The organism is Microvirga aerophila, assembly GCF_003332305.1.
Classification (GTDB): domain Bacteria; phylum Pseudomonadota; class Alphaproteobacteria; order Rhizobiales; family Beijerinckiaceae; genus Microvirga; species Microvirga aerophila.
Map to the genome: position 1 here is coordinate 26616 of NZ_QOIO01000021.1, position 25674 is coordinate 52289.

Below are 25674 nucleotides of genomic sequence, written 5' to 3' on the forward strand. Positions count from 1 at the left end.
CCGATGGCAACTGTTCTGTCGGGCCGAGTGAACGAAAACAGCGCCCGGACGTTGTTTCCTGCTACGCTTTCCTTCAAGTCCCTTGCCCCCGCGCTCCAACTCCTGCATCTGATAGGCCATGACCCGCCGCGCCCTTCTTATCGTGAACAACAAGAGCCGCAGCGGCGAAACCCAATGCAAGACGGCGATCGAAAGCCTGCGGGCTCACGACATCGAGCCCGTGCATGTGGAATGCAAGCGCCGCGAGGACATGTCGCCCCTCATTGTCCGGCATAAAGGCCAGGTCGATTGCGTGGTCGTGGGCGGCGGCGACGGCACGATCAATGCAGCGGCGCTCGGGGTCATCGAGGCCGATCTGCCACTCGGCATCCTGCCGCTGGGAACGGCCAACGACCTCGCCCGAACCCTGGAGATTCCGCCCGATCTCGATGGGGCTGCGGACATTATTGCGGCGGGCAAGACGCGCAGGATCGACCTCGGCCTCGTCAACGGGGAGCCGTTCTTCAACGTGGCGAGCCTCGGCCTCTCGGCTGAACTTGCCCAGAAGCTGACACGGGACATCAAGCGCCGCTACGGACGGTTGGGATATGCCCTCGTGGCCCTGAAAGTGCTCCTGCAAGCGCGCCCCTTCAGGGCAATTATCACGACCGAAACGGAGACCGTGCGGGTCAGGACCTTGCAGATCGCCGTTGGCAACGGGGTGTTCTACGGCGGCGGCAACGCGGTGGAACAGGATGCCGCCATCGACGATCAGCATCTCGATCTCTACAGCCTCGAACTCGAGCGCGCCTGGAAGCTCGCCCTCATGGCGCGGTCCTTCCGGTATGGGCGGCATGGGGCGTGGAGCGAGGTTCGCGCCATCAAGGCCAAGGAATTCGACATCCGCACCCGGCGCCCGCGCCCGATCAATGCTGACGGCGAGATCGCCACGCAGACGCCGGCCCATTTCACGATCAAACCCTGCGCCGTCACGGTCTTTACTCCGTAGCGGGCGTTGGGCTTCCCTTATCGCCATTCCGTCAGGGAGAGCGGCATGACGGTGGTGCCCCTAAGGTCCGTCGGGACGTTGGAGGCTGCTGCATCCTGTTTCCAGCGGCCGTGACGGATGGCGTCCTCAAGCCCGCTCCGGCCCAAGCCGATATCGTGAAGCATAGCGTCGTCGAAGCCCGACAGCGTGCGCATGTCGCGCCGAATCCGAATTTCCTGCGCCACGGCCGCGAAGAAACGGGTGAGAAGAGAGGGGCGCTTGGTGATGGTCGTGGATGTCAGCGGGGAGGTGGCTGCTTCGCAATTCATCGTCAAAGACATGGTTCACTCCAGCGGTTGGACCTTGAAGGTTCGGGGCTTTCAGGCGAGCGCCGTCCTTCGCCGGAATGGTGTCCGGCGTGGGGGCTTCAGGTCGAAGCGTCGAAGTTCAGGGCCGTTTTGCCGCTGCTGTGTCCCTTTGGAGGACATGTCCAGCGGCCATGAGAGAAATCTAGGATACGGCCTTGTATAAGTGAAACGAATGTTCATTATATTGACGATAATGAACCGTTATGGAGCCGCGCCGTGCCCCACAATCTCGACGTCAGTCTTTTGAGGGCCTTCGTGGCCGTCGTCGATGCAGGCGGAATGACCGCCGCGACAGGGGTCCTCAACCTGACCCAGGCGGCCGTCAGCCAGCAGATCAAGCGCCTTGAGGAAATGGTCGGCCAGGAGCTGATTACCCGGGAACGGCGCGGGATGAAGCTGACGAGCGCCGGCGAGAGGTTGTTCGGGCGCGCCAAGCGCCTGCTTGCTCTCAACGACGATATCTGGACCGAGATGACCACTCCGGTCTACGAGGGCGAGGTGCGGCTCGGCATCCCCAGCGACATCGTCAACGCATATCTGCCGACGTTCCTGAAAGGTTTTGCGCAGACCTACCCCAAGGTGCAGGTCTCCCTGCGGTGCACGTCGAGCTTTGAACTCCTCGACCTGCTTCATTCCGGCAAAATCGACCTGACGCTGACCACGGAACTGGAATGTGGTCCCGATGGGGAGAACCTGATCGTCGACAAGCTCGTTTGGGCAGGCGCGCGGGGCGGCGAGGCCTACCGGCAGCGACCTCTTCCTGTCTCGATCGGCTGCAGCGACTGCGCCTTCCGGGCACCGATCCGCGACGTGCTGCACAAGGCCGGCATCGAGTGGCGCTCCACCACCGAGATAACCAACAACGATGCGCAGGTCGCGACGGCTGCGGCGGACATTGCCGTGATGGCCGTGCTGGCATCAACAGTGCCCAGCGGACTTGAGGTTCTCGGCAAGGATTCCGGCCTGCCGTTGCTTCCTCCGTTCATGGTCAATCTTTACCTGCCCAAGAACGGCGGCAATCACATCGCCCAGGAACTGGCTCGCCACATCCGCCAAGCGCTCGGCGAACAGCGCCGGATGGTGGCGTGAGAAAGTGAGGCGAGGATGCCTATTCCCTCCCCTTGCGGGGAGGGGAATGCGTTTCGTTCGAGACGCTTTGCGCTTCGGCGTCAGCTCATCTCAAGCTCGAACGCCGCCTTGAGATGCCGCGGCCACCGTCGCGGCGCGACGAAGACCGCGTCGGCGCGCCATGTCTTGCCGGCCGCCCAGGGCTGGCGTGACAGCCATGCCCGCGCGGCGCGGGAGAAGCGGCGGCGCTTGGTGGCCGTGATAGCCGAGAGCGCGTCGCCCATGAGGCCCCGCGCCTTGACCTCCACGAACGCGACGGTGTCGCCGCGCATGACGATGAGGTCGATCTCGCCGCCCGCAGCCGCATAACGGCGGGCGAGGGGGCGATAGCCCTTGAGCAGGAGAAACAGGAGCGCGATCCGCTCGGCCCTGTGGCCGCGCAGATAGGTTGTCCGGCGGCGCTCAGGGGCGCTGTTCATGGGTCCTTCTTGGCCAGGACGAGCGCGCGGGCATAGACCTCGCGCTTCGGCACGTTCAGTTCCGCGGCCACGATGGCGGCGGCGTCCTTAATGGAGTGGTTCTTCAAGGCGGCCTCGATCCTCTCGTCCAGGTTCGCAACGACTTCAGCCGCCTGCATGGCCTTCGTGGCTTCGCCGATGAGGACGACGATCTCGCCCTTGGGCGGGCCTTCCTGGGCGAACATGGCGGCAAGCTCCGGCAAGGTGCCGCGGCGGACCGTCTCGAACAGCTTGGTGAGTTCCCTGGCCACGACGGCCGGTCGCTCGCCGAGAACCGCCGCGGCGTCGGCCAGCATCTCGGGCAGGCGGTGCGGACCTTCGAACAGCATGAGCGTGCCGGGGATCGACGCGATCTCGGACAGCCTTGTGCGCCTTGCGGCGCTCCTCGGCGGCAGAAAGCCTTCGAAGAAGAACCGGTCGGTCGGCAGGCCCGACACCACAAGCGCCGTCAGCGCTGCGGACGCGCCGGGAATCGGCGTTACGGGCAGGCCCTCCTCGATGGCGGCCTGTACGAGCCTGTATCCTGGATCGGACACCAGAGGCGTGCCGGCGTCCGACACCAGGGCCAAGGCCTGACCCTCCCGGATGCGATGCACCATGCGCTCGCGCACGGCGTCGTTCGAGTGCTCGTGATAAGCCACGAGCGGCGTCGAGATGCCGTAATGGGCCAGGAGAGTCTTGGTGACGCGCGTATCCTCGGCCAGAACCGCGTCCGCCGCCGCGAGCACGCTCAGCGCCCGGAAGGACACGTCCTTGAGGTTTCCGATCGGGGTCGCCACCACGTAGAGACCGGGACGCAAGGGCTCGGCCTCGGCGGCCAGCCCAAAGGCCGTGAAGGTGCTGATCCTGTCCGACGGCTCGCGCCGCTTGGTCCGGTTGTCGATTCTCTGTGTCATTGGGTTCGAGTGTCGCATAAAGGCCGGCTTCCGAGGAAGCGGGCGTTGATCATGGAAACAATGTTTACTTTTTCCGGCCAAGATTGGTCAGTTCTGGTGTGAGCTGCTTCCCTTGGGGGGTCGGAAGATGGCGCGCTTTGGTCTGAAACGGGTTGGACGCGCCAGGCGCAAGGCCATCACGGCGCTTGTCGCAGGCTCGCTTGTCCTGGCTGGCTGCGTGGGATCGGGAAGCCTGACTCCTCCGCGCAATATCGGCAGAGCCTCCGCCCCCGCGGCGCCCCCGCCGGAGCCCGCCTACGCCCAGGATGACGCTCGTCCGACGATGGAGGCCCAGCCGCTTCCCGAGCCTGGGCCGACGCGGCCCGGCGGCGGGACCATCGGCAACGGGCCCGTGCGGGTCGCCCTGATCCTGCCCCTGACCGGGCCCGGGCAGGGCGCGATCGCCGCCCAGAGCATGCGCAACGCGGCGGATCTCGCCCTCTCGGAGGCTCAGGGAAAGGAGCTCACGATCCTGGTGAAGGACGACCGCGGAACGCCGGACGGCGCGCGCGAGGCCGCGAGCCAAGCCCTGGCCGAGGGGGCCGAACTCATCATCGGGCCGCTTTTCGCAGGCTCGGTTCAGGCTGCGGGCCAAGTGGCGCGCCAGGCTGGCAAACCGGTGATTGCCTTTTCGACGGACGCGAGCGCGGCCACGCAAGGCGTGTACCTGTTGAGCTTCCTCGTGCAGGCCGAGGTGGAGCGGATCGTCTCCTACGCAGCTCAGCAAGGACGCCGGTCCATGGCGGCGCTCATCCCTGAGACAACCTATGGCCGCGTCGCGGAGGCGACCCTGCAACAGGCGGCGGCGCGCAGGGGCGTGCGCATCGTCGCCGTCGAGCGCTACCCAGTCGGTCGTACGCAGGAAGCCGTGCAGCGCCTTTCGCGCGTGATCGCGGGCCCTGCGCCTCAGGCCGATGCCCTGTTCATGCCCGAGAACGGCGATGGATTGCCGGCCCTCGCCCAGGCGCTTCAAGTGGCGGGGCTCAATCCTGAACAGGTCAAGCCGCTCGGCACGGGCGTGTGGAACGAGGCGCGGGTCTTCGGGCTGCCGGCGCTCCAAGGCGGCTGGTTCGCCGCGCCCGACAACCGCGGCTTCGAGGCCTTCGCGGGCCGCTACAGAGCGCGCTTCAACACGGATCCGATCCGTCTTGCGACCCTGTCCTACGATGCGGTGACGTTGGCTGTGGCTCTCAACCGGGTGCAACGCGGCCAAGTCTTCAGCGACGGCGTGTTGACGAACCCTGCGGGATTCGCCGGGGCGGACGGGGTGTTCCGGTTCAAGCCCGATGGGACGAATGATCGATCCCTCGCCATTCAGGAAATCCGCGACGGGGCTGCCGTGACGGTCAGCGCCGCGCCGCGAACTCTCGTTGTCGGAAACTAGCCGCAAGCTTCAGCGGCGGGTGACGGTGGCGCTCAGGTTCGGCCGGTTGTTGAGCGACTGGAACACCACGCAGTAGCGTTCGGTCAGCTTGAGAAGCTGGTCGATCTTCTCCTGGGGCGCATCGGTGTCGACCTCGAAGCTCAAGCGAATGTCCTTGAACCCGACCGGAGCGCCCTTGTCGACGCCGAGCGTGCCGCGAAAATCCAGGTCGCCCTCGGCCTTCACAGCCCCGTGGCGCAGGTTGATCTCGAGCGCGGTCGCAACCGCTTTCAGGGTCACGCCCGCGCAGGCAACGAGCGCTTCGAGCAGCATGTCGCCCGAGCAGAGTTCCACGCCCGAACCGCCGGTGGCCGGATGAAGGCCCGCCACCGCCAGAGCGCGGCCGGTCTCGACCTTGCAGGCGATGTGCTGGTCGTCCAGCGTGCCTTGGGCTTTGAGCGTGATGACGGCGGCATCCGGATCGGCGCGGTACTGATCCTTCAGCGGCGCCTGCAGGGCGCGCAGAGCAGTCGAGTCCATGGGCGTTGTCCTTCTCGTTTCACCACCAGAGCGCGGCGGCCTGACGGTCGCGCTCGCGCTGGGGCTGCTTTTGCGGCGTGTTGAGCGATTGGTCCAGGGCTGTCAGTACACGACGGACGGATGTTTCGAAAGGCAGTCCCGCCTTGTCGCGAGGCCGGGCAAGCCCAAGGCCCAGTTCGTCGAAGATGCGTCCAGGCTTCGGCTGCATGACGATCGCCCGGTCGGCCAGGGTCACGGCCTCCTGCACGTCGTGCGTGACGAGAACGACGGTGGGGCGCGTCTCTTCCCACAGGCCCAGCAGGTGCTCGTGAAGGCTGGCGCGTGTGAACGCGTCGAGGGCCGAGAACGGCTCGTCGAGAAGCAGAACCTTCGGGTTGGTGACGAACGCGCGGGCAATCGCCACGCGCTGCTGCTGCCCGCCTGAAAGATCGCGCGGCCAGCGTTTCGCATGCTCGGCGAGGCCGATCTTCTCCAGCGCATGCCCGACCCGGGCCTTGCGCTCGGCGCTGCTCACGTTGTCGAGACCGAACGCGATGTTGTCGAAGACCGACAGCCACGGCAGGAGGCGCGGCTCCTGGAACACGATTCCAACCGCCGGGTTCGGTCCGTCGATGGTCTCGCCGTCGAGCCGGATGGCTCCGGCGCTCGCCCGGTCGAGACCGGCGATGAGGCGAAGCAACGTGGTCTTGCCGCAGCCGGAACCGCCGATCAGCCCGACGATCTCCGCCTCATGGACCATGAGGTTGATGTCGGACAGCGCGCGGGTGCCGTCGGCATAGGTCTTGGAGAGGTGTTCGAGGCTTAGCATCACAGGCGCTCCCGCACGGTGTCCTGCCAGCGCACGAGCGGCTTGGTGGAATAGACCAGAATGCTGTCGGCGATCTTGCCGAGGAGCGCGAAGGCGATGATGGCCGCGAGGATCTGATCGGGCTTGCCCATCTGCTGACCGTCGACCAAGAGGTAGCCTAGGCCTTCCGACGCGCCCATGAACTCGGCCGCCACCACGAACATGAAGCCGAGGCCTAGCCCTGAGCGCAGCGCGATGAGGGCTTCGGGCAGAACCGCCGGAAGCAGGATGCGCCGAGCGAGCTTGGTGCGGGAGAGTCGGAACACGTGACCCACTTCTACAAGCTTGCGGTCGACGGAGAGAATCGCGCCCGCGATGCCGAGATAGACCGGGAAGAACACGCCCACGGCGATCAACGCGACTTTCGATGCCTCGAAGATGCCGAGCCACAGGATGAAGAGCGGCACCCAGGCGATGGACGGAATGGCGCGAAGCGCCTGAAGGGTTGGATCGAGCAGGCGGCGGATGGTTTCATTGGCGCCGGACAGTGCGCCGAGCACGATCCCGGCCGCGGCCCCGATGGCGAAGCCCGCGAGAATGCGCCAGAGGGTCGCCCACACGTGGGTCCACAATTCGCCGGTTTCCGAGAGTGCCGCGAGGGTTGCCAGGATGCGGCTCGGCGGCGGAACGAGGCGGCCCTGGGCGACGCCGAAAGTCACGGCTGCTTCCCAGAGAAGCGCGATGAGGATGGGAAGAAAAAAGCCGAGAAGGACGCGCCAGTCGAAGGCGCGACGCTTCTCGGCAAGGACAGGGGCCGCGAGAGCGGCGGCACCCTCATGGGAGGACCAGGCTTGGCTTTCGGCTTGGCCTGTCACGGCGCTCTCCCGTGATGAAGTAGGTTAGCGGGCAGCGGTCGCGAAGCTGCGGTCGATAAGCGAATCGACGGCGGCCTTCACGTCCGTGCCGGCATTGATGACGCCCGCCTGCTGCAGGGCGAGGCCTGCGGCCAGGACCGTGTCCACCTGCGGCTGACCGATGGTCGAATGGGTCAGTTCCGTGCGCTCGAGCTGACGCTCGATGACCGTCTCGGGCAGCTTGGTGTAGGACACGAGGGTCTTTTTCAGCTCGTCGCGATTGGCGAGCGAATAAGCGCGGGCTTCCTCGTAAGCCTTGAGCACCCGCGAGACGAGCGCAGGGTTCTCCTTGGCGAAGGTCTCGGTGACGTTCAGCACGCCCCAGGTGTTGGCGGCCGCGTTGCGGTGGAAGAGCGTCGCGCCGCTCTCCACTTCCGCCGCGGCCATCAGCGGATCGAGGCCGGCCCAGGCGTCCACGTCGCCACGCTCGAGAGCCGTGCGCCCATCCGGATGCTGGAGCAGTACGAGCTTCACGTCCTTCTCGGTGAGCTTGGCGTCCTGCAGGGAGCGGACGAGGAAGATGTGCGGATCTGTGCCGCGGGTGACGGCGACGCGCTTGCCCTTCAGGTCCTCGACCTTGGTGATGCCGGTGTCCTTGCGGGTCACGAGGGCGGTCCATTCAGGACGGGAATACACGTAGATCGACTTGATCGGGTTGCCGTTGATCTTGCCGATCAGCGCGGCGGCGCCGGCCGTGGAGCCGAAATCGATCGAGCCCGCATTCAGGAATTCAAGCGCCTTGTTGGAGCCCAGCGATTGCACCCAGCGAACCGTGATGCCGTCCTTGGCCAATTCCTTTTCCAGGAAGCCCTTGTCCTTGAGGACGAGGCTGACCGGGTTGTAGGTGGCGTAATCGATGCGGATTTCCTTCACCTGAGCCGAAGCTGCGGTGGCGAAGGACGCGATGCCGGTGGCGAGGGAGGCGGTGAGAAGGAAGCGGCGGGTCAGTCTCATATCCTTGGGTCCTATGTTTGGCGCATAGGAACCCTCGACCGTGAGGTCTTGAGCGCCCGGCGCTTTAGCTGCACTTGTTTCGCGCCCGCAAGCTGCATGCTCAAATCGGCGCGTGTCCTTTATGTAGAACCAATCGTTTCTTTTGTCAAACGTCGTAGCGTATAAAGAACAACGACCGGATGCGACCACGGTTCCGGAACTCAACGATGGGCGAGACCTCCGCAAAGTGTTAAGCGAAACGGAACCTTGAACACGGTCCGGCATGTCGAACGATCCTTTCGCAAGAATCCTGCAACATCTGGGCGAGCAGCCGCTGGACGACGCGGCCACCCTCCGGTCCCGGCTGGTGCCCGGCCTCAAGGCCGCCCTGGACGAGGGCAAGGCCGCAGCCGAGGCGCAGCTTCTCGAAAAGCAGAATGGGCTGGCCTGCGTGCGGTATCTTTCCGACCAGATGGATGCTCTGGTTCGCACGGTCCACGATGCGGTGGTGCGCCATCTCTATCCGGCGGACAATCCCTCCACGGGGGAGCGTCTCGCGGTGGTGGCGACCGGCGGCTATGGGCGCGGGACGCTGGCGCCGGGCTCGGATGTCGACCTCCTGTTCCTGCTGCCCTACAAGCAGACCGCCTGGAGCGAGAGCGTGGTCGAGGCCATGCTCTACGTGCTGTGGGACCTGAAGCTGAAAGTGGGCCACGCCACCCGATCCGTGGACGAGTGCCTGCGCGAGGGCGCCGCCGACATGACGATCCGGACCTCGCTCCTCGAGGCGCGCTTTCTTTTCGGCGACCGGGCGCTCTACGACACCCTGATCGAGCGCTTCGACCGGGAGATCGTCGCCTCCACGGCGGCGGATTTCGTCGACGCGAAACTCAAGGAGCGCGATGCGCGCGTGGCCAAGGCGGGCGCATCGCGCTACCTCGTCGAGCCGAACGTCAAGGATGGCAAAGGGGGCCTGCGCGACCTCAACACCCTCTTCTGGATCGCCAAATACGTCTATCGGGTGCGCGAGCCGGAGGAGCTGGTGAAGGCGGGGCTGTTCACGCCTGAGGAGTTCAGGCTGTTCGCCCGCTGCGAGGAATTCCTCTGGCGCGTGCGCTGCCATCTGCATTTCGCGACAGGACGCGCCGAGGAGCGGCTGACCTTCGACGTCCAGCGGATCATTGCCGAACGCATCGGGTCCACGGCCCGCGGGGGATTGTCCGGGGTCGAACGCTTCATGAAGTCCTACTTCCTGATCACCAAGGATGTGGGGGATCTCACGGCCATCGTGTGCGCGGAACTCGAGGCGCGACAGGCCAAGCGCAGGCCCGTGCTCGACCGCATGCTCGGCCGCTTCCGGCGCCGTCGGGGCGGAACGTTGGCCGACGACGATTTCCTCATCGACAACGACCGCATCAACGTCAGGTCCGAGACCGCGTTCGAGCGGGATCCGGTGAACCTGATCCGGTTGTTCTGGCTGGCGGATCGGCACAACCTTCCGATCCACCCCGACGCGACGCGGCTCGCAACCCGCTCCCTCTCGCTGATCGGCCCCAGCCTGCGCCACGATCCGGAGGCCAACAGGCTGTTCCTCGACATCCTCACGTCGAAGAACGTGCCGGAGGTGGTGCTCCGGCGCATGAACGAAGCCGGCGTGCTCGGTCGTTTCATTCCGGAATTCGGCCGCATCGTGGCGATGATGCAGTTCAACATGTATCACCACTACACCGTGGACGAGCACCTGATCCGCTCCATCGGCGTGCTGACGGAAATCGAGGCCGGGCATCTGGGCAACGAGCACCCGCTTGCGAACCAGATCTTCGGCACCATCCGCAACCGCCGCGCCCTTTACGTAGCGGTCTTTCTCCACGACATCGCCAAAGGCCGTCCGCAGGACCACTCGGAGGCCGGCACCGTCATCGCCCGCAAGCTAGGCCCGCGCTTCGGCCTGAGCGAGGCCGAGACCCATACGGTGGCCTGGCTCGTGGAGCATCACCTCCTGATGTCGAACACGGCGCAAAGTCGCGACCTGTCGGACCCTGCCACCATCAAGAGCTTCGCCGAGGTCGTCCAGACCATGGAGCGTCTCAAGCTCCTCCTTGTCCTGACCATCGCCGACATCAAGGCCGTGGGGCCGGGGGTCTGGACAGGCTGGAAGGGACAGCTTCTGCGCAACCTCTATCACGAGACCGAGGTTCTGCTCGGCGGCGGCGTGAGCGACATGGCCCGCTCCGAGCGCGTGCGTCTGGCGCAGGACCAGCTGCGGGCCGAGCTGCCGGACTGGTCGCAGGAGATGTTCGACGCCTATGCGGCCCGGCACAGCCCGGCCTATTGGCTCAAGACCGACGAAACCCGCCGGGCCAAGCAGGCCCGCTTCGTGAAGAATGCCGAGAAGGCCGGTCGGACGGTGTCCACCTGCCATGAAACGGACGAGTTCCGCGGCGTGACGGAGCTGACGATCCTGTCCCCGGACCATCCGCGGCTGCTCGCCATCATCACGGGGGCCTGCGCGGCGGCTGGCGGCAACATCGTCGATGCGCAGATCTTCACCACCACGGACGGCATGGCGCTGGACACCATCGTGCTCTCGCGCGCCTTCGACCGGGACGAAGACGAATTGCGCCGGGCCGAGCGAGTCGCGAAAGGCATCGAGCGCGCGCTCAAGGGCGAGGTGAAGATCGCCGATCTCGTGAATGGCAAACGGCCGGTCAAGGAGCGGACGAAGGCCTTCCACGTGCCGCCCGAGGTGACGATCGACAACTCCCTGTCGAACCGCCAGACGGTCATCGAGGTATCGGGCCTCGACCGGCCGGGCCTGCTCTATGATCTCACGACGGCGCTCGGCAAGCTCAACCTCAACATCGCCTCAGCCCATATCGTGACCTTTGGCGAGAAAGCCGTGGACGTTTTCTACGTGACGGACCTCACGGGCACGAAAGTGACCCATGCGGGCCGCCAGGCGAGCATCCGGCGGACCCTGCTCGAAGTGTTCAACACAGAGGAAAGCGCCTCGTCCCAGCGCCGTAGCGCTTGATTTGTGCCGCCTGCGACCTGATATGTGGGCCGACCCCTTTCCCATCTCAGTTGAATGACGATGAAGCCGAACGACACGGAAAACCAGAACATGACCCCGCCAAACGACGCCCCCGAGGCCGCCAACACTCCGGCCGACGAGACCGCCTCGCAGGCTGCGCCGGATCCGATCGCCGTTCTGGAGGCCGAAAAGGCCGACCTGAAGGACAAGTTCCTTCGTCTGATGGCCGATATGGAAAACCTGCGCCGCCGCACGGAGCGCGAGGTGGCGGACGCCCGCACCTACGCGGTGGCGAACTTCGCTCGCGACATGCTCAACGTAGCCGACAATGTCCGCCGCGCCATCGAGAGCGTGCCTGATGAGGCCCGCGGCACCGCCGAGGGCGCCTTCAAGGGCCTGATCGACGGCATCGACCTGACCGAGCGCGACTTGCTCAAGACCCTTGAGCGCCATGGGGTGAAGAAGCTCGAGCCCGAGGGGCAGAAGTTCGACCCTAACATCCACCAGGCCATGTTCGAGGTTCCCAACCCGGATGTGCCCAACGGCACGGTGGTCCAGGTGGTCCAGTCGGGCTACGTGATCGGCGACCGGGTCCTGCGTCCTGCCCTCGTGGGCGTCGCCAAGGGCGGCCCGAAGGCGGCCCAGAATGGCGCCGATGCGGACAACTCCTCCGCCGCGTCTTAGCGCATCGTGCGGAAAAGTGGACCCGGTTTTCCGCCTCGAACGATGCGCCGCCTATAAAGTCGAGCATCGGAATCGATCCCAAAAGTGGAGCCCTCTTTTGGGTCCGAGGCTCTAATTTGGGCCTCCTCGGCCACATTCCCTTCGAGACCATCGGCGTCGCCGTCTTTGCCCTGAGCGGGGCCTTGATGGCGGCCCGCAAGGGCATGGACCCGTTCGGGTTCGCGCTTCTGGCGACGGTGACCGGCGTCGGCGGCGGGACGCTCCGGGACCTGCTCATCGGCACGCGGCCCGTTTTCTGGGTTGGTGACCCGAGCGACGTCCTCGTCTGCCTTCTGGTCGCCGAGGTCGTCTTCGCGCTGGGCCCACGCCGGGTCGCGGTCATGGAAGGCGGCAAGCGGGGGCGGGCGCTCCTGTGGGCCGACGCCCTGGGGTTGGCGCTGTTCGCCATCGTGGGAACCGGCAAGGCTGTCGCGGCCGGGGTCCCGGCCCTGTCGGCGGTGGCGCTGGGCACGATCACGGCCACCTTCGGGGGCATCATCCGGGACATCTTCGCCGGCACCACGCCCCTCGTGCTGCGGCAGGAGATCTACGTCACGGCGGCGGCCCTCGGAGCCGCCGTCATGGTCGGCCTGCAAGCCTCAGGCGTCGGTCCGTTTCCGTCAGCCGCGGCAGGCTTCCTGGCGGCCTTCGGCCTGAGGGCGCTGGCGATCCTGCGCGGCTGGTCCCTGCCGGCCTTTCCGCCCCGGGACTAGCGCATCAAACCATGCGCCGCCTCGACCCGTGAGCGGCGGAACCGCCGGGTCTCCCCACCGTTGCCGTCTCGGATCTCGGGAGACGACATGCGTTTCATTCCCACCCGCCTGCATGGCGTCATCGACTACCTCTGGGGGCTGGCCCTCATTGCTTCCCCCTGGCTCTTCGGATTCGCGGACGTGCCGGCCGCCAAGTGGGTGGCCATCTTCTTCGGCGTGGGGGCAATTCTGTACAGCCTCGTCACCGCCTACGAACTGAGCCTCGTTCCCCTCGTGCCCATGCCGCTCCACCTGGGGCTCGATGGGCTTACGGGCTTCATCCTGGCCATCTCGCCCCTCGGCTTCGGCTTTGCGAACCAGGTTTACCTGCCGCATGTCCTGTTTGGGCTGTTCTCGGTCGTGGCAAGCCTTGTGACCAGAACGCAGCCGTCGCCCCTGGCGCTGGGCCGACGATCCTCCGCTGGTCCCTAAGGGTTCATCTCGACGCTGTCGATCATGGTGCGGAAGCGTGGCAGCACCTGCTCCCGCTTCTCGGCGCGGGCCAGGCCGACCAGCCGCACGTAGCGGTCCGGCTCGAACCGGATGGTCTGCATCACCACCACGTCCTCGCCGGAGGCCTGATCCTTGGCCCGGGCGACGATCTCGTGCCAATCCTGACCCTTGAGGCGGAAGGAATCCGCGCGCTCGACCCTGATCTCCTTCAAAACTTCGTTGGAGTTGAGGGCCATGCGGGCGAACTGCTCCCGCCTTTCGCCAGCTGGCGGAGGCGGCTGCAGGGATACGGCCAGGATTGCCACAGGCTGCTCCACCGCCTTGACGGTATCCAGCGGACCGTCCGTGAACAGCGCCGAGTTGCCCGACAACACCCGCACCGGGCGGAAGCCCGCCTTGTTGCCGATCTGGAAGGGCAAGGCCGAGACCTGCTCGTCCAGGGAGACCGGACCGCGCAGGGCGACGCTCCTGAGCGCCTTTAGCATATCGGTCTCGCTGTAGCCGTCGCTGCCGCCCTGGACCTGCGCGATTAGAAGCGCCGTCATGTCTAGGCCCCGCACCGCCATCACCCACTTGCGGCCCTTGACCGGCCCGGTCATGGAGCCCGCGATGAGCACGCCGTCCCGGTCGCCGACCTTCAGGTTTTCCCGGGAGGTCACGTCGAGCCCCTGGCGCTTCAGGGCATCCTTGGTCATCCCGGTCACCAGCTGCCCATAGGCTTCCGCCGGCATCTCCGCGATGGTGATCACCGCCGCCCGCTCGGTGTTCTCAAACCCGGTGAACCGCTTCGACATCACCATTTCCTGCGGCGGCACGAGACCCACCCGGGAGGCGGGCGGGAAGACGGGCTCAGCCGCAAGCGCGGCCTGAAGGCTGAGGGTCAGGGCCAGGGCCAGGGCTGTGGCGGCAAGCCCCCTCACGACGTTTTTCATCAGCGTTCTCCAGACACGTCCATTACAAAGGCTTAAAGCGGCTTCTTCACTCTGCGCAAGGTCAGATTGAGCCGTCCGCCCTGCGGCAGCAGGTCGGAGCCCCCGGTCATCAGCCTGTCGATCCCATGATAGATCAGCCGCGCTGGGCCGCCGAACACAATGGCGTCACCGGACCTGAGCCGGATCGACCGCGTCGGGTCCTTTCGGTCCAGCCCGCCATAACGAAAGAGCGCGGTGTCGCCGAGGGACAGCGATACCACGGGAGCGTCAAACTCCTCCTCGTCCTTGTCCTGGTGCAGCCCCATCCGGGCCGCGGACTCGTAGAAATTGATCAGGCAGGCGTCGGGAGGGGCCGGGTAGCCGCTCAAGGTCTCCCATGCATCGAGGGCGAGCCGGGGCATGGCGGGCCAGGACTCGCCGGTTTCCGGATGGGTGGGTTGATAACGGTAACCCGAAACGTCGGACACCCAGCCGAGGGGCCCGCAATTGGTCATGCGCACGGAAAACGGCTTGCCGGTTCGCGGCATGCGGGGCGTGTAGAGCGGAGCCGCCAGGGTAATGTCGCGCACCGCTTGCAGAAGGTTCTCCTGGGCCGTGCGATCGAGGTAATCGGGGTAGTAGACGAGGCCGGGCGCAAGGGTGATGGAGGTCATGGAGATATCCCTTGTGGCGCTGCCCGATGTTTCCTCCCCATTGCTGGGGGCGCCAGGGTGAGAGACGTTGCTGCAAGGCGCCGATCACCTCTCCCGGGGGGAGAGGTCGGACTGTGAGGTCCGGGTGAGGGGGCGTGCCGTACCCGGAGAGGGCGTAACCCCTCACCCTCGCTTACGCTCGACCTCTCTCTCAGGGAGAGGCGAGGCTGTAGCGGCCTTGCGCCTCGACAACGAAGCTCAGAGGTCTGACTTTGCGACCCCCACCTCCACCTCCTCCCCGCAAGGGGGAGGAGAGCACCGTTGGCGCCCGTTGTTCTGCAGGCCTTCAGGCCTCCAGCACCTTCTTGTCGGCCACGGTTGTGTCCTCGTTCAGCCGGTAGACGAGCGGGATGCCGGTGGCGAGTTCGAGCGACGGGATCGTCTTTTGGGTCAGCCCGTCGAGCACCATCACGAGGGCGCGCAGGGAATTGCCGTGGGCGGCCACTAAGACCCGCTCGCCGCGCATGACCCGGGGCAGGATCTCGCGGATGTAGTAGGGCAGCACGCGGGCGACCGTGTCCTTCAGGCTTTCGCCGCCAGGAGGCGGAACGTCGTAGGACCTACGCCATAGGTGTACTTGCTCCTCGCCCCAGCGCTGGCGGGCGTCATCCTTGTTGAGGCCCGAGAGGTCCCCGTAATCGCGCTCGTTCAGGGCTTGGTCCATGATGGTCCGGAGATCCGGCTGGCCGATCTCCTCGAGGATCAGCTTGCAGGTCCGCTGGGCCCGGGACAGGTCCGACGTGTAGGCGATGTCGAATTGCACGCCCAACGCCTTGAGGCGTCGGCCCGCTTCACGCGCCTCCTCGACGCCGAGATCGGTCAGGCCCGGGTCCTTCCAGCCGGTGAAGAGGTTCTTGAGGTTCCATTCACTCTGGCCGTGGCGGGCGAGGACGAGAAGGCGGTTCATGTGGTGGCGTCTCCAACGATGCTTCGAATGGGGTGTCATAACTGGTTCAGGCCGAGCACGTCGGCCATGGTGTAGTAGCCGGGTTTCTTGTCGAAGGCCCAGAGCGCGGCCCGGACGGCGCCGCGGGCAAAGATGCCCCGGTCCTCGGCCCGGTGGAAAAGCTCCAGCCGTTCGCCTTGGGCCGCGAACATCACCGTATGCTCGCCCACGACCGAGCCGCCGCGCAGGGCTGCAAAGCCGATATCGCCAGAGTTCCGCGCGCCCGTATGGCCGTCGCGGCTGCGCACAGAGCGTTCTTTCAGGGAAATCTTCCGGCCTTCCGCCGCCGCCTCTCCGAGCAGGAGTGCGGTGCCGGACGGCGCATCCACCTTATGGCGGTGGTGCATTTCAAGAATCTCGATATCGAAATCCTCGCCCAAGGTGGCGGCCACCTTGCGCACGAGGCCCGCGAGCAGGTTCACGCCGAGCGACATGTTGCCGGACTGGACGATGCGCGCGTGGCGGGCGGCGGCTTCGAGCTTGGTGAAGTCCGGCTCCTGCAGGCCTGTGGTGCCGATCACGTGCACGATGCGGGCCTGGGCCGCGAGCGCCGCGAAGGCCGTGGTCGCCGCAGGAGCGGTAAAATCGAGCACGCCGTCGGCCTGGGCGAAGACCGGCAGGGGATCCTCCGTCACGATCACGTCGAGCAGACCCGTTCCGGCAAGCAGCCCGGCATCGTGACCGACCGCATCGGAGCCCTTGCGCTCGATGGCGCCGACGAGGCGGCATTCCTCCGTTTCAGCCACGGCCTTGATCAGCATGCGCCCCATGCGCCCGGCCGCACCCACCACGACGAGTCGCATCTCGGTCATGCCTGAACTCCTGTTTCCACGGGGTCGGATATAGCGGCCGATGCGGCTGCTGAGAAGCGTAGCCTGGAGCGGAATGAGGCTTATCCGGGTTGCATTCCGCTCCCCGGCCTTGCCATCCCTTAGGCGGGCTGCGGCCCGTCATACCCTTCGATGACGATGATGTCCGCTACCGCGTGTCCATCCCGCTCGGCCTTTGCGGCCTTGTATTCGGGCGAATGCCAGCAGGCCAGGGCCTGCTCATAGGACGGAAACTCGATCACCACGTTGCGGGCCCGGGCCTCGCCCTCCACCGCCTCGTAGGCTCCGCCCCGCACGAGAAAGCGCGCATCATACTTTGCGAAGGCGGCTCCATTGGCCGCCACGTAGTTCTTGTATCCGTCCGGGTTCGTGACATCCACGCGACCGATCCAGTATCCCTTAGCCATCACTCGACTCCTTCCACGGCCACCATCTCGGCGATGCCGGCCTTTTCCCGCAGCGCCTTTGCGGCTTGGTATTCTGGCGAATGATAGTACCGCTTGGCCTGCTCCAGCGACTCGAATTCGAGGATCACGTTGCGCGGGCGCGCTTCACCTTCGAGCGCTTCGTAAGCGCCACCGCGCGCCAAGGCCCGTCCGCCATAGTGCCGGATCGCCTCGGACGCTCCCTTGACGTATTCGGCATAGGCCTGCGGATCGGTGACGGTCACGCGGGCGACAACATAGGCTTTGGGCATCGGCGGCTCCTCCATTCGATGCTGCACGAGAAAGGCCACAGGCGCCACGCCGTCAAGGTGCGCAGGCGCTAATCGCTGAGCAGAGCGGGCAAATCGGCCAGCAGGCTGTCGCGGGCGCGAAAGCTTGCAACCGAGTTCTCCTTGCGCTCGTCCTTGATCAGGCGCGCGAGAAGAACGGTGCGGTTTCCTCTCTCGGCCCAACCCACGAACCAGCCGAACTGGCGGCTTCGGTCAGGTCTGCCGTTCGGTCCTGGCTGGAACCCGGAGCCGGTCTTGCCGCGCACCGCCCAGCCCTCCGAGGTGAAGGTTGGCATGATGGCCATCGTCATGTCGCGGGCGTGGGCCGAGACGGGGAGTTCGCGCTTGAGAAGTTTCCGGAGGAACGCCACCTGTTCGACCGGCGAGATCTGCAACGACGAGCTCAGCCAGGCGTTCGTCAGGCCGTTCGCTTTGCCGGGATCGCCGGAGAGATCGCGATTGCCGTATCCGAAGGCGTTCACATAGCCTTTGAAGCGCCCGGGCCCCATGGTGCGGGTCAGCGCCTGCGAATACCAGACCACGGAGTCCCGCAGCCATGGGCGCGGAGTCGTGGTCCTCTTCCAGGCGTCGTTCCAGGCTTTGTATTCCGGCCGACAGGGCCAGGCAGGCGCGTCATCGCTTGTCAGAATGCCCGCGTCATAGCCCATCAGGCTGAGCGGGACCTTGAAGGTGGAGGCCGGGCTGCTGCGCTCGTCGCATGGGCCCTCGCGCTTGATGACCCGCCCCGTCTCGAGATCGACGATCAGGGTGCAGGTGTCGGCCCATGCAGGCCCGCAGACGAGCGCGAGCGCACTCCAGAGGATGGCGGCTGCGATGCGCTTCATCGGCTGTTGTCTTTAACGCGTTGCGCCGGAGATTTCCCGCACGATCGCCTCCGCCGCCGCTCTCGGATCGGCCGCCTTGATGATCGGGCGCGCCACCACGAGGTGATCCGCGCCGAGGCGAATGGCGTCGGCGGGGGTCAGGATGCGCTTCTGGTCGCCCGCCTCGGAGCCGGCCGGACGAATCCCCGGCGTGACGATCAGGCGGTCGGAGCCGACGATGGCGCGAACGCGCTCGGCCTCGGGAGACGCACACACGATGCCGTCGATGCCAAGGTCGCGGGCCTGTTCGGCGCGGCGGGTGACAAGATCGGCGGCCGTCATGCCCGGTGCATAGCCTGCATCCGCAAGGTCCTGTTCTTCATAGGACGTCAGCACGGTCACGGCCAGGATCTTCAAGGAGGAGCCCGCTTTGCCGGCGACCGCCGCCCGCATGGTCTGGGGATAGGCATGGACTGTGAGAAACGTCGCGCCGAGCCGCGCAATGGAGCGCACGCCCTCTTCGACGGTGTTGCCGATGTCGTGGAGCTTGAGGTCAAGAAAAACCTTCTTGCCCTCCGCAATCAGCTCCCGGGCGAACTCGAAGCCGCCCGCGTAAGCCAGTTGGTAGCCGATCTTGTAGAACGTGCCTGCATCCCCGATGCGATCGACTGCCGCGCGCGCCTCTTCGACGGAGGGTAAGTCGAGACCAATGATGAGCCTGTCGCGAATGTCCCTTGCCGGAGCAGATTCCATACGAAGGGGCATCGCAGAGCTCATGGGGTCGTGGCCTTATTGTAAACCCAGACGCGGGCCGGGGGGAGGTTGCGCCAGATGCGGTTGGACGCGCGGGTGCGGTACGCCTTGGAGCGCGCCGGGATCGGCGGCACGACCGCATAGGTGAACTGGATGAACGGCGCGTCCGGGCCCATGATCGCGTGCGCGGCGTCGAGCAGGGCCAGGCGCTGATCCATCGGCTTGGTGAAAAGCGGCAAGCTGGAGACCGTCGCGGCTGGCGCTTCCGACAGGACGTCCGACAGGGTCTCGTGAAGGTCGTAGGCATCCCCTTGGATGATGGTCGCCTTGGGGAACCGCCGCTTCAGGAGCCTGCAGAAATCGGGGCTGTACTCGACCAGAACGAGCCGGTCCTGGGCGACCCCGCGCCGGATCAGAGCGTCGGTCACCGGGCCGGTGCCGGGACCGAGCTCCACGACGGGGCCCGGGATGCGCGGGTCCACGAAGGACGCCATGGTTCTGGCGAGGATCTTCCCCGAGGGCGTCACCGCCCCCATGACCAGGGGGCGCTCGAGCCAGGAGCGGAGGAAACGGGCTTCGTCTTCGAAGCGGTCCTTGCCGATGGGCAATTTCCGGGGCGTATGCCTTTGGAAAGACTGAAGCACTGGGGGGACCCCTCAAACGGGCAGATCACATAGGCTCTAAGGAGACTCTGGGCTCTTTAGAAACTCAAAGGAAACGACCGTCAAGCTAAGAGGATCCACTCAACCCGTCGAAGAATTCGCGAACGCGGGAGAAAAAGCCCGAACTTTCCGGATGATTCTCCTTGGAGCACTCCTGGTCGAACTCCATTAGAAGCTCGCGCTGGCGCTTGGTGAGTTTCTGCGGAGTTTCCACAACAACCTGAATGTAGAGATCACCCACGTCCCGAGAGCGCAGCACCGGCATGCCCTTGCCCCGCAGGCGGAACTGTTTGCCTGATTGCGTTCCCTCGGGAACCTTCACCTGGGCGTCCGTGCCGCTCATGGTGGGAACGCTGAACTCGCCGCCGAGCGCCGCCGTCACCATGGAGATCGGCACGCGGCAGAAAAGATCAGCCCCGTCGCGCTGGTAGAAGGGGTGCGGCTTCAGGGACAGGAAGATGTAGAGATCGCCCGCGGGCCCGCCGCGGGAGCCCGCTCCGCCTTCTCCGGCGAGGCGGATGCGGGTGCCGTCTTCGACGCCGGCCGGAATGTTGACCGACAACGTGCGCTCGCGGGTGACCCGTCCGGCGCCGCCGCAATCCGAGCAGGGATCGTCGATCACCTCGCCGCGCCCATGGCAGTTGGGGCAGGTGCGCTCGATGGAGAAGAAGCCTTGCGTCGCCCGCACCCGGCCCGCGCCGCCGCAGGTGGGGCAAGGCTTGGGCTTGGATCCCGCCTTCGCGCCGGTTCCCGAGCAGGTCTCGCAGGTGATCGCGGTGGGAATCTTGAGTTCGGCGGTCTTGCCGTGGAAGGCCTCGTCGAGGCTGATCTCGAGATTGTAGCGCATGTCGGAGCCGCGCTCGTGGCCACCGGTGCTGCGGCCGCCGCCGCCACGCGCACGGGCGTCTCCGCCAAAAAAGTTCTCGAAGATATCCGACATGAAGTCGGAGAAGTCGTTGCCGAACCCTGGTCCGCCCGCGCCGCCGTTGGCGAAGGCCTCATGGCCGTAGCGATCGTAGGCCGCGCGCTTCTGCGCATCGGAGAGGGTCTGGTAGGCTTCGTTGAGTTCCTTGAACTTGACCTCGGCCTCGTGGTCGCCCGGGTTGCGGTCCGGGTGGTACTGCATCGCGAGCTTGCGGAAAGCGGATTTCATCTCCGCCTCGGTCGCGGTCTTCGAGACGCCGAGAACCTCGTAGTAATCGCGCTTGGACATGTCAGGCGCCCCTCGGAGCAATCGATTGCCCCACGAAAATGCGCGCGGCTTCGGCGGGCCTTGCCAAAGCATCGTGGATATCGATCGGCATGATGGTCATTGTTGATTTTAGCCTTTTCAAGCCTGCCTCATGAAAACGGCACCCGGCGATGAACAACCGGGTGCCGATTCCTTAAAAAGCGGCCATGGACTTAGGCGCGTTTCTTCTTGTCGCCTTCGTCGACCTCCTGGAAGTCGGCGTCGATGACGTCGTCCTTCGGAGCCTCGTCGCCAGCCGGCTGCTCGCCGCCGGCTTCACCGGCTTGAGCGGCCTGGTACATGGCTTCGCCGAGCTTCATGGAGGCCTGCATCAGGTCCGTGGTGCGGGCCTTGATGACCTCCGGATCCTCGCCGGCGAGCGCCTGACGCAGCGCATCGATAGCGGTCTCGATGCCCTGCCGGTCGGATTCGGAGACCTTGTCGCCGTACTCCTTCAGGGATTTCTCGGTCGAGTGCACGAGGCTCTCGCCCTGGTTCCGGGTCTCGACGAGCTCGCGGCGCTTCTTGTCCTCTTCGGCGTGCGCCTCGGCGTCCTTCACCATCTTCTCGATGTCGGCGTCCGAGAGACCGCCCGAGGCCTGGATGCGGATCTGCTGCTCCTTGGCCGTGGCCTTGTCCTTCGCGGTGACGTTCACGATGCCGTTGGCGTCGATGTCGAAGGTCACCTCGATCTGCGGCATGCCGCGCGGGGCCGGCGGAATGCCCATCAGGTCGAACTGGCCAAGCAGCTTGTTGTCCGCCGCCATTTCGCGCTCGCCCTGGAAGACCCGGATGGTCACCGCGTTCTGGTTGTCTTCCGCGGTCGAGAACACTTGGCTCTTCTTGGTCGGGATCGTCGTGTTGCGATCGATCAGACGGGTGAAGACGCCGCCCAGGGTCTCGATGCCCAGCGACAGCGGGGTCACGTCGAGGAGCAGCACGTCCTTCACGTCGCCCTGGAGCACGCCCGCCTGGACGGCCGCGCCGATGGCCACGACCTCGTCTGGGTTGACGCCCTTATGGGGCTCCTTGCCGAAGAACGACTTCACGACTTCCTGGATCTTGGGCATGCGGGTCATGCCGCCGACCAGAACCACCTCGTCGATCTGACCAGCCGAGAGGCCAGCGTCCTTGAGGGCCTTGCGGCAGGGCTCGATGGTCTTCTGCACCAGGTCGTCCACGAGCTGCTCGAACTTGGCGCGCGAGAGCTTGAGGGCGAGGTGCTTGGGACCGGAGGCGTCCGCCGTGATGTACGGCAGGTTGATCTCGGTCTGGCTCGCGGAGGACAGCTCGATCTTGGCCTTCTCGGCAGCCTCTTTGAGGCGCTGGAGGGCGAGCTTGTCCTTGGTCAGGTCGATTCCCTGTTCCTTCTTGAACTCGGCCGCCAGGTACTCGACGAGGCGCATGTCGAAGTCTTCACCGCCCAGGAACGTGTCGCCGTTGGTGGACTTCACCTCGAACACGCCGTCGCCGATCTCGAGGATCGACACGTCGAAGGTGCCGCCGCCGAGGTCGTAGACCGCGATGGTGCCGTGCTGCTTCTTGTCGAGGCCGTAGGCCAGGGCTGCTGCCGTTGGCTCGTTGATGATGCGAAGCACCTCGAGGCCGGCGATCTTACCGGCGTCCTTGGTGGCTTGGCGCTGGGCGTCGTTGAAATAGGCCGGAACCGTGATGACGGCCTGCGTCACCGGCTGGCCCAGATAGGCTTCCGCCGTTTCCTTCATCTTCTGAAGGGTGAAGGCCGAGATCTGGGACGGGGAATACTGCTTGCCGTCCGCCTCGACCCAGGCGTCGCCGTTGCCGCCCTTGATGATGTGGTACGGAACGAGACCCATGTCCTTCTTGGTCATGGGGTCTTCGAACGTGCGCCCGATCAGGCGCTTGATGGCGAAGAACGTGCGCTCCGGGTTCGTGACCGCCTGGCGCTTGGCCGGCTGGCCGACGAGGCGCTCGCCTTCGTCCGTGAAGGCCACGATGGACGGGGTCGTCCGCGCGCCTTCGGCGTTTTCGATAACTTTGGCTTGCGCGCCTTCCATAACGGCGACGCAGGAATTGGTGGTGCCGAGGTCGATACCAATGACCTTACCCATGGCGGGATCCCTCACTTTCAAGCAGACCGCCGGGCCCTAAAAGCAGCCCGGCCCATGGCTTATTGGGTTGAACAATCGACAGAGCGCGTCCGATGCCGGCCATTCCCTGTGCTGGCGCTGATATAAGAAGGGGTTTCGAGCGCTGCAAGACGATCCTGGGGCTGAGATGGCCTCAATCCGTCGGAACGTGGGGCTGTTGCATGGCTGCAATAGGGTAAAGTGACCGCGCGCCTGGAACCCATAACCCCATAGGAAGACTAAAAAAAGCGCAGTGGGATCCACTGCGCCCTAACTATTGATGTCCGCGGCCATGGATTCCGCTACGCGGCTCTGGAACGACGACGAACGGTGCCGGATCACCCCAAGCTCCGTCCAGCCTCCCAGCCCAGGATGGCCTGCTTGCGGGTAATCCCCCAATGGTAGCCCGTGAGGGCGCCCGAGCGTCCCAATACCCGGTGGCAGGGGACCACGAAGGAGACCGGGTTCTTGCCCACCGCCGCACCCACCGCCCGACAGGCGGAGGGCTTGCCGATATGGCCGGCGATGTCGGAGTAGGTGGTGGCGCGGCCAAGCGGGATGCGCAGCAGGGTCTGCCAGACCCGGATCTCGAAATCGGTGCCGATCAGCACCACCCGCAGGGGCTGCTCCGCCTGCCACTGGGTGGGATTGAAGATCCGGCGAGCCAGGGGCGCGGTTGAGGCCGTGTCCTCGATATATTCCGCTCGGGGCCAGCGGCGCCTCATGTCGGCGAGCGCCGATTCCCGGTCGCCCTCGTCCACAAAGCCGAGACCGGCCAAACCGCGCTCGGTGGCGACCAGGATCGCCTCCCCGAACGGCGAGGGGTGGAAGCCGAAGCGCATGGTGAGGCCCAAGCCACCCGCCTTGTAGTCGCCGGGCGTCATGGCCTCGTGGGTGACGAAAAGGTCGTGGAGGCGCGCCGGGCCCGACAGGCCCACCTCGTAGGTGGCGTCGAGCACGCTGGCCGAGGAGGCGAGCAGCACCTTGGCGTTGTCCAGGGTGATGGCCTGGAGAAAGGCCTTGGGGCTCAGGCCCGACCAGCGCCGGAAGAGATGGTGCACATGGGTGGTGGACAGCCCCACATGGTCGGCGATGGCCTCCAGGGACGGCTGCTCGCGCCAGCGCTCGGAGATGAACGCGATGATGCGGCGCACGCGCTCGTAATCGGCCTGGGGGCCGTCCGGCAGGTCGATGGCCGAGGGTTCGATGGTGATGTCGCGTAAGGTATCGAGCATGGCGTTATCCTCTTATGCTCATCCTAGCGACTGGGCTGGGAAGCGACACCCGTTTCCTGTGACGGGGTTTCTTTCTGTGGAGAAGATCGCCGTAGCGCGTCAGTAGCCCCGCTTCACGTCCGCCAACGCCCGTCCGAGAGCCTCGGCCAGGCTCTCCCGCTCCGGCGGAGACAGATCATGGGCGAAGACCACGTGTTCGCCCCGGGACGTGAGGGCGAGTTCCCGGAGGCCGAATTCGTCGTCCTCCTGGCGGTCGACCCGGGTCCACAAGGGATTGAAGCGCCATTCCCGCACCTCGCCCCGGTGGGTGACCTTCTGGAGAAGGAGCCTGATCGGGGTGAGCTCCAAAAGCTCGAAGGACTGGCCCTGCCGGTAGTTGATGCGAAATGCGATGTAGAGGCCGAGAAAATCGAGGCCGAAGAACCCCGCCACCGGCCAGAAACCGAGGATCACGAAAGGGAGGCTGGCCACAATGGACAGGAGGCACAGCAGCCCCATGAGGATCTTGAAGCCCTGTGGCGACAGCGAGCGGTGCGGGCGGATGACGGCCGAGAAAACCGGCTCCTCGAACCGCTCCGATCCGCCGAATGGTGCTTTGCCGCTCTCCATGCTCCAGTTATAACGCAGCCATGCCCGATCTGAAGCGGTCACCCCGCCGCATTTCCAAGCCCAAAGCTTCCGAGCCGAAAGCCAAGCTCGTCGCGCCGCTGAAAGCCGCCGTGAAGATGCCGCGTGTCCGCGCCCCGAAGCCGGTGGACCGGGCCACCATGGTGGAGATCTTCCGCCGCTTTCACGAAGCCATGCCGGAACCCACAGGCGAGCTGGAGTATAGCAACCCCTACACGCTCCTGGTGGCGGTGGCCCTTTCGGCACAGGCGACCGATGTGGGCGTCAACAAGGCGACCCGCAATCTCTTTCCCGTGGCCGATACGCCGGAAAAGATGCTGGCGCTGGGCGAGGAAGGGCTGCGTCAGAACATCAAGACCCTGAACTTCTTCAACACCAAGGCCCGGAACGTGATCGCGTTCTCGCGCCGCCTCGTGGAGGAGTTCAATGGCGCAGTGCCGAATTCGTTCGAGATTTTGGAAACGTTTCCGGGGGTGGGCCGCAAGACCGCGAGCGTCGTGGTTAACATCGCGTTCGGAGATCCGCGCATCGCGGTCGACACGCATATCTTCCGGGTCACCAACCGCATCCCGCTCGCCGTCACCAAGACACCGCTCGACACGCAAGTCGCCCTCGAGGCGATCATGCCGGACGAGTACCGGCTCCACGCGCACCATTGGCTGATCCTGCACGGCCGCTACGTGTGCAAGGCGCGCAAGCCCGAGTGCTGGCGCTGCCCGATCATTGACCTGTGCCGCTACCCGGACAAGACGCCGGCGCCGTGA

Annotated in this window: 28 protein-coding genes; 8 read left to right on the forward strand and 20 right to left on the reverse strand. The window is 65.6% G+C overall.

All coding sequences use genetic code 11. The features are described from left to right. Positions 1–118: 118 nt before the first annotated feature. Positions 119–988 (forward strand): lipid kinase, encoded by an 870-nt coding sequence (locus DRB19_RS12935; RefSeq protein ID WP_114186448.1) that lies wholly within the window; start codon positions 119–121, stop codon positions 986–988. A 17-nt stretch (positions 989–1005) separates the two neighbouring features. Here the strand turns inward: DRB19_RS12935 and DRB19_RS12940 are convergent, their stop codons facing one another. Then, complete coding sequence (locus tag DRB19_RS12940) at positions 1006–1308, reverse strand: DUF1127 domain-containing protein (RefSeq protein WP_114186449.1); 303 nt, start codon at positions 1306–1308, stop codon at positions 1006–1008. A 243-nt stretch (positions 1309–1551) separates the two neighbouring features. Between DRB19_RS12940 and DRB19_RS12945 the strand changes: the two genes are divergently transcribed. Then, positions 1552–2424: a LysR substrate-binding domain-containing protein gene (locus DRB19_RS12945; RefSeq protein ID WP_114186450.1), complete on the forward strand. Its 873-nt coding sequence runs from the start codon at positions 1552–1554 to the stop codon at positions 2422–2424. A gap of 80 nt (positions 2425–2504) precedes the next feature. Here the strand turns inward: DRB19_RS12945 and DRB19_RS12950 are convergent, their stop codons facing one another. Continuing rightward, positions 2505–2882, reverse strand: coding sequence for a YraN family protein (locus DRB19_RS12950; protein WP_114186451.1), 378 nt, complete (start codon positions 2880–2882; stop codon positions 2505–2507). After that, entirely contained in the window at positions 2879–3817 is a 939-nt protein-coding gene (rsmI, locus tag DRB19_RS12955) for a 16S rRNA (cytidine(1402)-2'-O)-methyltransferase (protein ID WP_114186452.1), read from the reverse strand. The genes DRB19_RS12950 and rsmI overlap by 4 nt, the downstream gene beginning before the upstream one ends. A gap of 127 nt (positions 3818–3944) precedes the next feature. Between rsmI and DRB19_RS12960 the strand changes: the two genes are divergently transcribed. Next, positions 3945–5240 (forward strand): penicillin-binding protein activator, encoded by a 1296-nt coding sequence (locus DRB19_RS12960; RefSeq protein ID WP_114186453.1) that lies wholly within the window; start codon positions 3945–3947, stop codon positions 5238–5240. A gap of 9 nt (positions 5241–5249) precedes the next feature. Here DRB19_RS12960 and DRB19_RS12965 read toward each other — a convergent pair whose 3' ends face one another. Genes DRB19_RS12965 through DRB19_RS12980 form a run of 4 tightly spaced genes read right to left on the reverse strand, consistent with a single transcriptional unit; the run spans position 5250 to position 8414 of the window. Beyond that, positions 5250–5759 (reverse strand): OsmC family protein, encoded by a 510-nt coding sequence (locus DRB19_RS12965; RefSeq protein ID WP_114186454.1) that lies wholly within the window; start codon positions 5757–5759, stop codon positions 5250–5252. Between the two features lie 19 nt (positions 5760–5778). Beyond that, positions 5779–6567, reverse strand: a complete 789-nt coding sequence (locus DRB19_RS12970) for an ABC transporter ATP-binding protein (protein WP_114186455.1) — start codon at positions 6565–6567, stop codon at positions 5779–5781. Further along, entirely contained in the window at positions 6567–7421 is an 855-nt protein-coding gene (locus tag DRB19_RS12975) for an ABC transporter permease (protein WP_114186456.1), read from the reverse strand. Before DRB19_RS12975 ends, DRB19_RS12970 begins: the two co-directional genes overlap by 1 nt. Positions 7422–7445: 24 nt before the next feature. Continuing rightward, positions 7446–8414 (reverse strand): aliphatic sulfonate ABC transporter substrate-binding protein, encoded by a 969-nt coding sequence (locus tag DRB19_RS12980; RefSeq protein WP_114186457.1) that lies wholly within the window; start codon positions 8412–8414, stop codon positions 7446–7448. Positions 8415–8676: 262 nt separating this feature from the next. Here DRB19_RS12980 and DRB19_RS12985 point away from each other — a divergent pair, with 262 nt between their 5' ends. The 4 genes from DRB19_RS12985 to DRB19_RS13000 all read left to right on the forward strand — a co-directional run bounded on the left by DRB19_RS12985 (position 8677) and on the right by DRB19_RS13000 (position 13334). Then, the gene (locus DRB19_RS12985) at positions 8677–11427 is read left to right on the forward strand and encodes a [protein-PII] uridylyltransferase (protein ID WP_114186458.1); all 2751 of its coding nucleotides are present in this window, start codon (positions 8677–8679) and stop codon (positions 11425–11427) included. A 60-nt stretch (positions 11428–11487) separates the two neighbouring features. After that, complete coding sequence (grpE, locus tag DRB19_RS12990; RefSeq protein ID WP_276330609.1) at positions 11488–12111, forward strand: nucleotide exchange factor GrpE; 624 nt, start codon at positions 11488–11490, stop codon at positions 12109–12111. Positions 12112–12227: 116 nt separating this feature from the next. Beyond that, the gene (locus tag DRB19_RS12995) at positions 12228–12863 is read left to right on the forward strand and encodes a trimeric intracellular cation channel family protein (RefSeq protein WP_245439478.1); all 636 of its coding nucleotides are present in this window, start codon (positions 12228–12230) and stop codon (positions 12861–12863) included. Positions 12864–12950: 87 nt separating this feature from the next. Continuing rightward, positions 12951–13334 (forward strand): SPW repeat domain-containing protein, encoded by a 384-nt coding sequence (locus tag DRB19_RS13000; RefSeq protein WP_114186461.1) that lies wholly within the window; start codon positions 12951–12953, stop codon positions 13332–13334. Here DRB19_RS13000 and DRB19_RS13005 read toward each other — a convergent pair. From DRB19_RS13005 to DRB19_RS13065, 13 genes are all read right to left on the reverse strand, one after another. Beyond that, positions 13331–14287 carry a hypothetical protein gene (locus tag DRB19_RS13005; RefSeq protein WP_114186462.1) on the reverse strand — a complete coding sequence of 319 codons (957 nt, stop codon included), beginning with the start codon at positions 14285–14287 and terminating at the stop codon, positions 13331–13333. The genes DRB19_RS13000 and DRB19_RS13005 overlap by 4 nt on opposite strands. 32 nt (positions 14288–14319) lie before the next feature. Continuing rightward, complete coding sequence (locus tag DRB19_RS13010; protein WP_114186463.1) at positions 14320–14940, reverse strand: alpha-ketoglutarate-dependent dioxygenase AlkB family protein; 621 nt, start codon at positions 14938–14940, stop codon at positions 14320–14322. 325 nt (positions 14941–15265) lie between these two features. Further along, a complete protein-coding gene (locus tag DRB19_RS13015) occupies positions 15266–15886 on the reverse strand; it encodes a 2,3-bisphosphoglycerate-dependent phosphoglycerate mutase (RefSeq protein WP_114186464.1) in 621 nt (206 codons plus the stop codon). A gap of 35 nt (positions 15887–15921) precedes the next feature. Further along, the gene (dapB, locus tag DRB19_RS13020; protein ID WP_114186513.1) at positions 15922–16728 is read right to left on the reverse strand and encodes a 4-hydroxy-tetrahydrodipicolinate reductase; all 807 of its coding nucleotides are present in this window, start codon (positions 16726–16728) and stop codon (positions 15922–15924) included. 128 nt (positions 16729–16856) lie between these two features. Then, complete coding sequence (locus tag DRB19_RS13025; protein WP_114186465.1) at positions 16857–17162, reverse strand: DUF1330 domain-containing protein; 306 nt, start codon at positions 17160–17162, stop codon at positions 16857–16859. Next, positions 17162–17452, reverse strand: coding sequence for a DUF1330 domain-containing protein (locus tag DRB19_RS13030; protein WP_114186514.1), 291 nt, complete (start codon positions 17450–17452; stop codon positions 17162–17164). The genes DRB19_RS13025 and DRB19_RS13030 overlap by 1 nt, the downstream gene beginning before the upstream one ends. A gap of 68 nt (positions 17453–17520) precedes the next feature. Beyond that, the gene (gene blaOXA, locus DRB19_RS13035; RefSeq protein WP_114186466.1) at positions 17521–18315 is read right to left on the reverse strand and encodes a class D beta-lactamase; all 795 of its coding nucleotides are present in this window, start codon (positions 18313–18315) and stop codon (positions 17521–17523) included. A gap of 12 nt (positions 18316–18327) precedes the next feature. Then, positions 18328–19059, reverse strand: coding sequence for an orotidine-5'-phosphate decarboxylase (gene pyrF / locus DRB19_RS13040; protein WP_170148922.1), 732 nt, complete (start codon positions 19057–19059; stop codon positions 18328–18330). A gap of 8 nt (positions 19060–19067) precedes the next feature. Next, the gene (locus DRB19_RS13045) at positions 19068–19691 is read right to left on the reverse strand and encodes a class I SAM-dependent methyltransferase (protein WP_245439479.1); all 624 of its coding nucleotides are present in this window, start codon (positions 19689–19691) and stop codon (positions 19068–19070) included. Positions 19692–19776: 85 nt separating this feature from the next. Then, the gene (gene dnaJ / locus DRB19_RS13050; protein WP_114186468.1) at positions 19777–20922 is read right to left on the reverse strand and encodes a molecular chaperone DnaJ; all 1146 of its coding nucleotides are present in this window, start codon (positions 20920–20922) and stop codon (positions 19777–19779) included. A 191-nt stretch (positions 20923–21113) separates the two neighbouring features. Beyond that, complete coding sequence (gene dnaK, locus DRB19_RS13055; protein WP_114186469.1) at positions 21114–23030, reverse strand: molecular chaperone DnaK; 1917 nt, start codon at positions 23028–23030, stop codon at positions 21114–21116. A gap of 356 nt (positions 23031–23386) precedes the next feature. Beyond that, positions 23387–24283 carry a methylated-DNA--[protein]-cysteine S-methyltransferase gene (locus DRB19_RS13060; RefSeq protein WP_114186470.1) on the reverse strand — a complete coding sequence of 299 codons (897 nt, stop codon included), beginning with the start codon at positions 24281–24283 and terminating at the stop codon, positions 23387–23389. A gap of 99 nt (positions 24284–24382) precedes the next feature. Beyond that, complete coding sequence (locus DRB19_RS13065) at positions 24383–24892, reverse strand: DUF2244 domain-containing protein (RefSeq protein WP_114186471.1); 510 nt, start codon at positions 24890–24892, stop codon at positions 24383–24385. A gap of 20 nt (positions 24893–24912) precedes the next feature. Between DRB19_RS13065 and nth the strand changes: the two genes are divergently transcribed. Further along, entirely contained in the window at positions 24913–25674 is a 762-nt protein-coding gene (gene nth / locus DRB19_RS13070) for an endonuclease III (protein ID WP_114186472.1), read from the forward strand.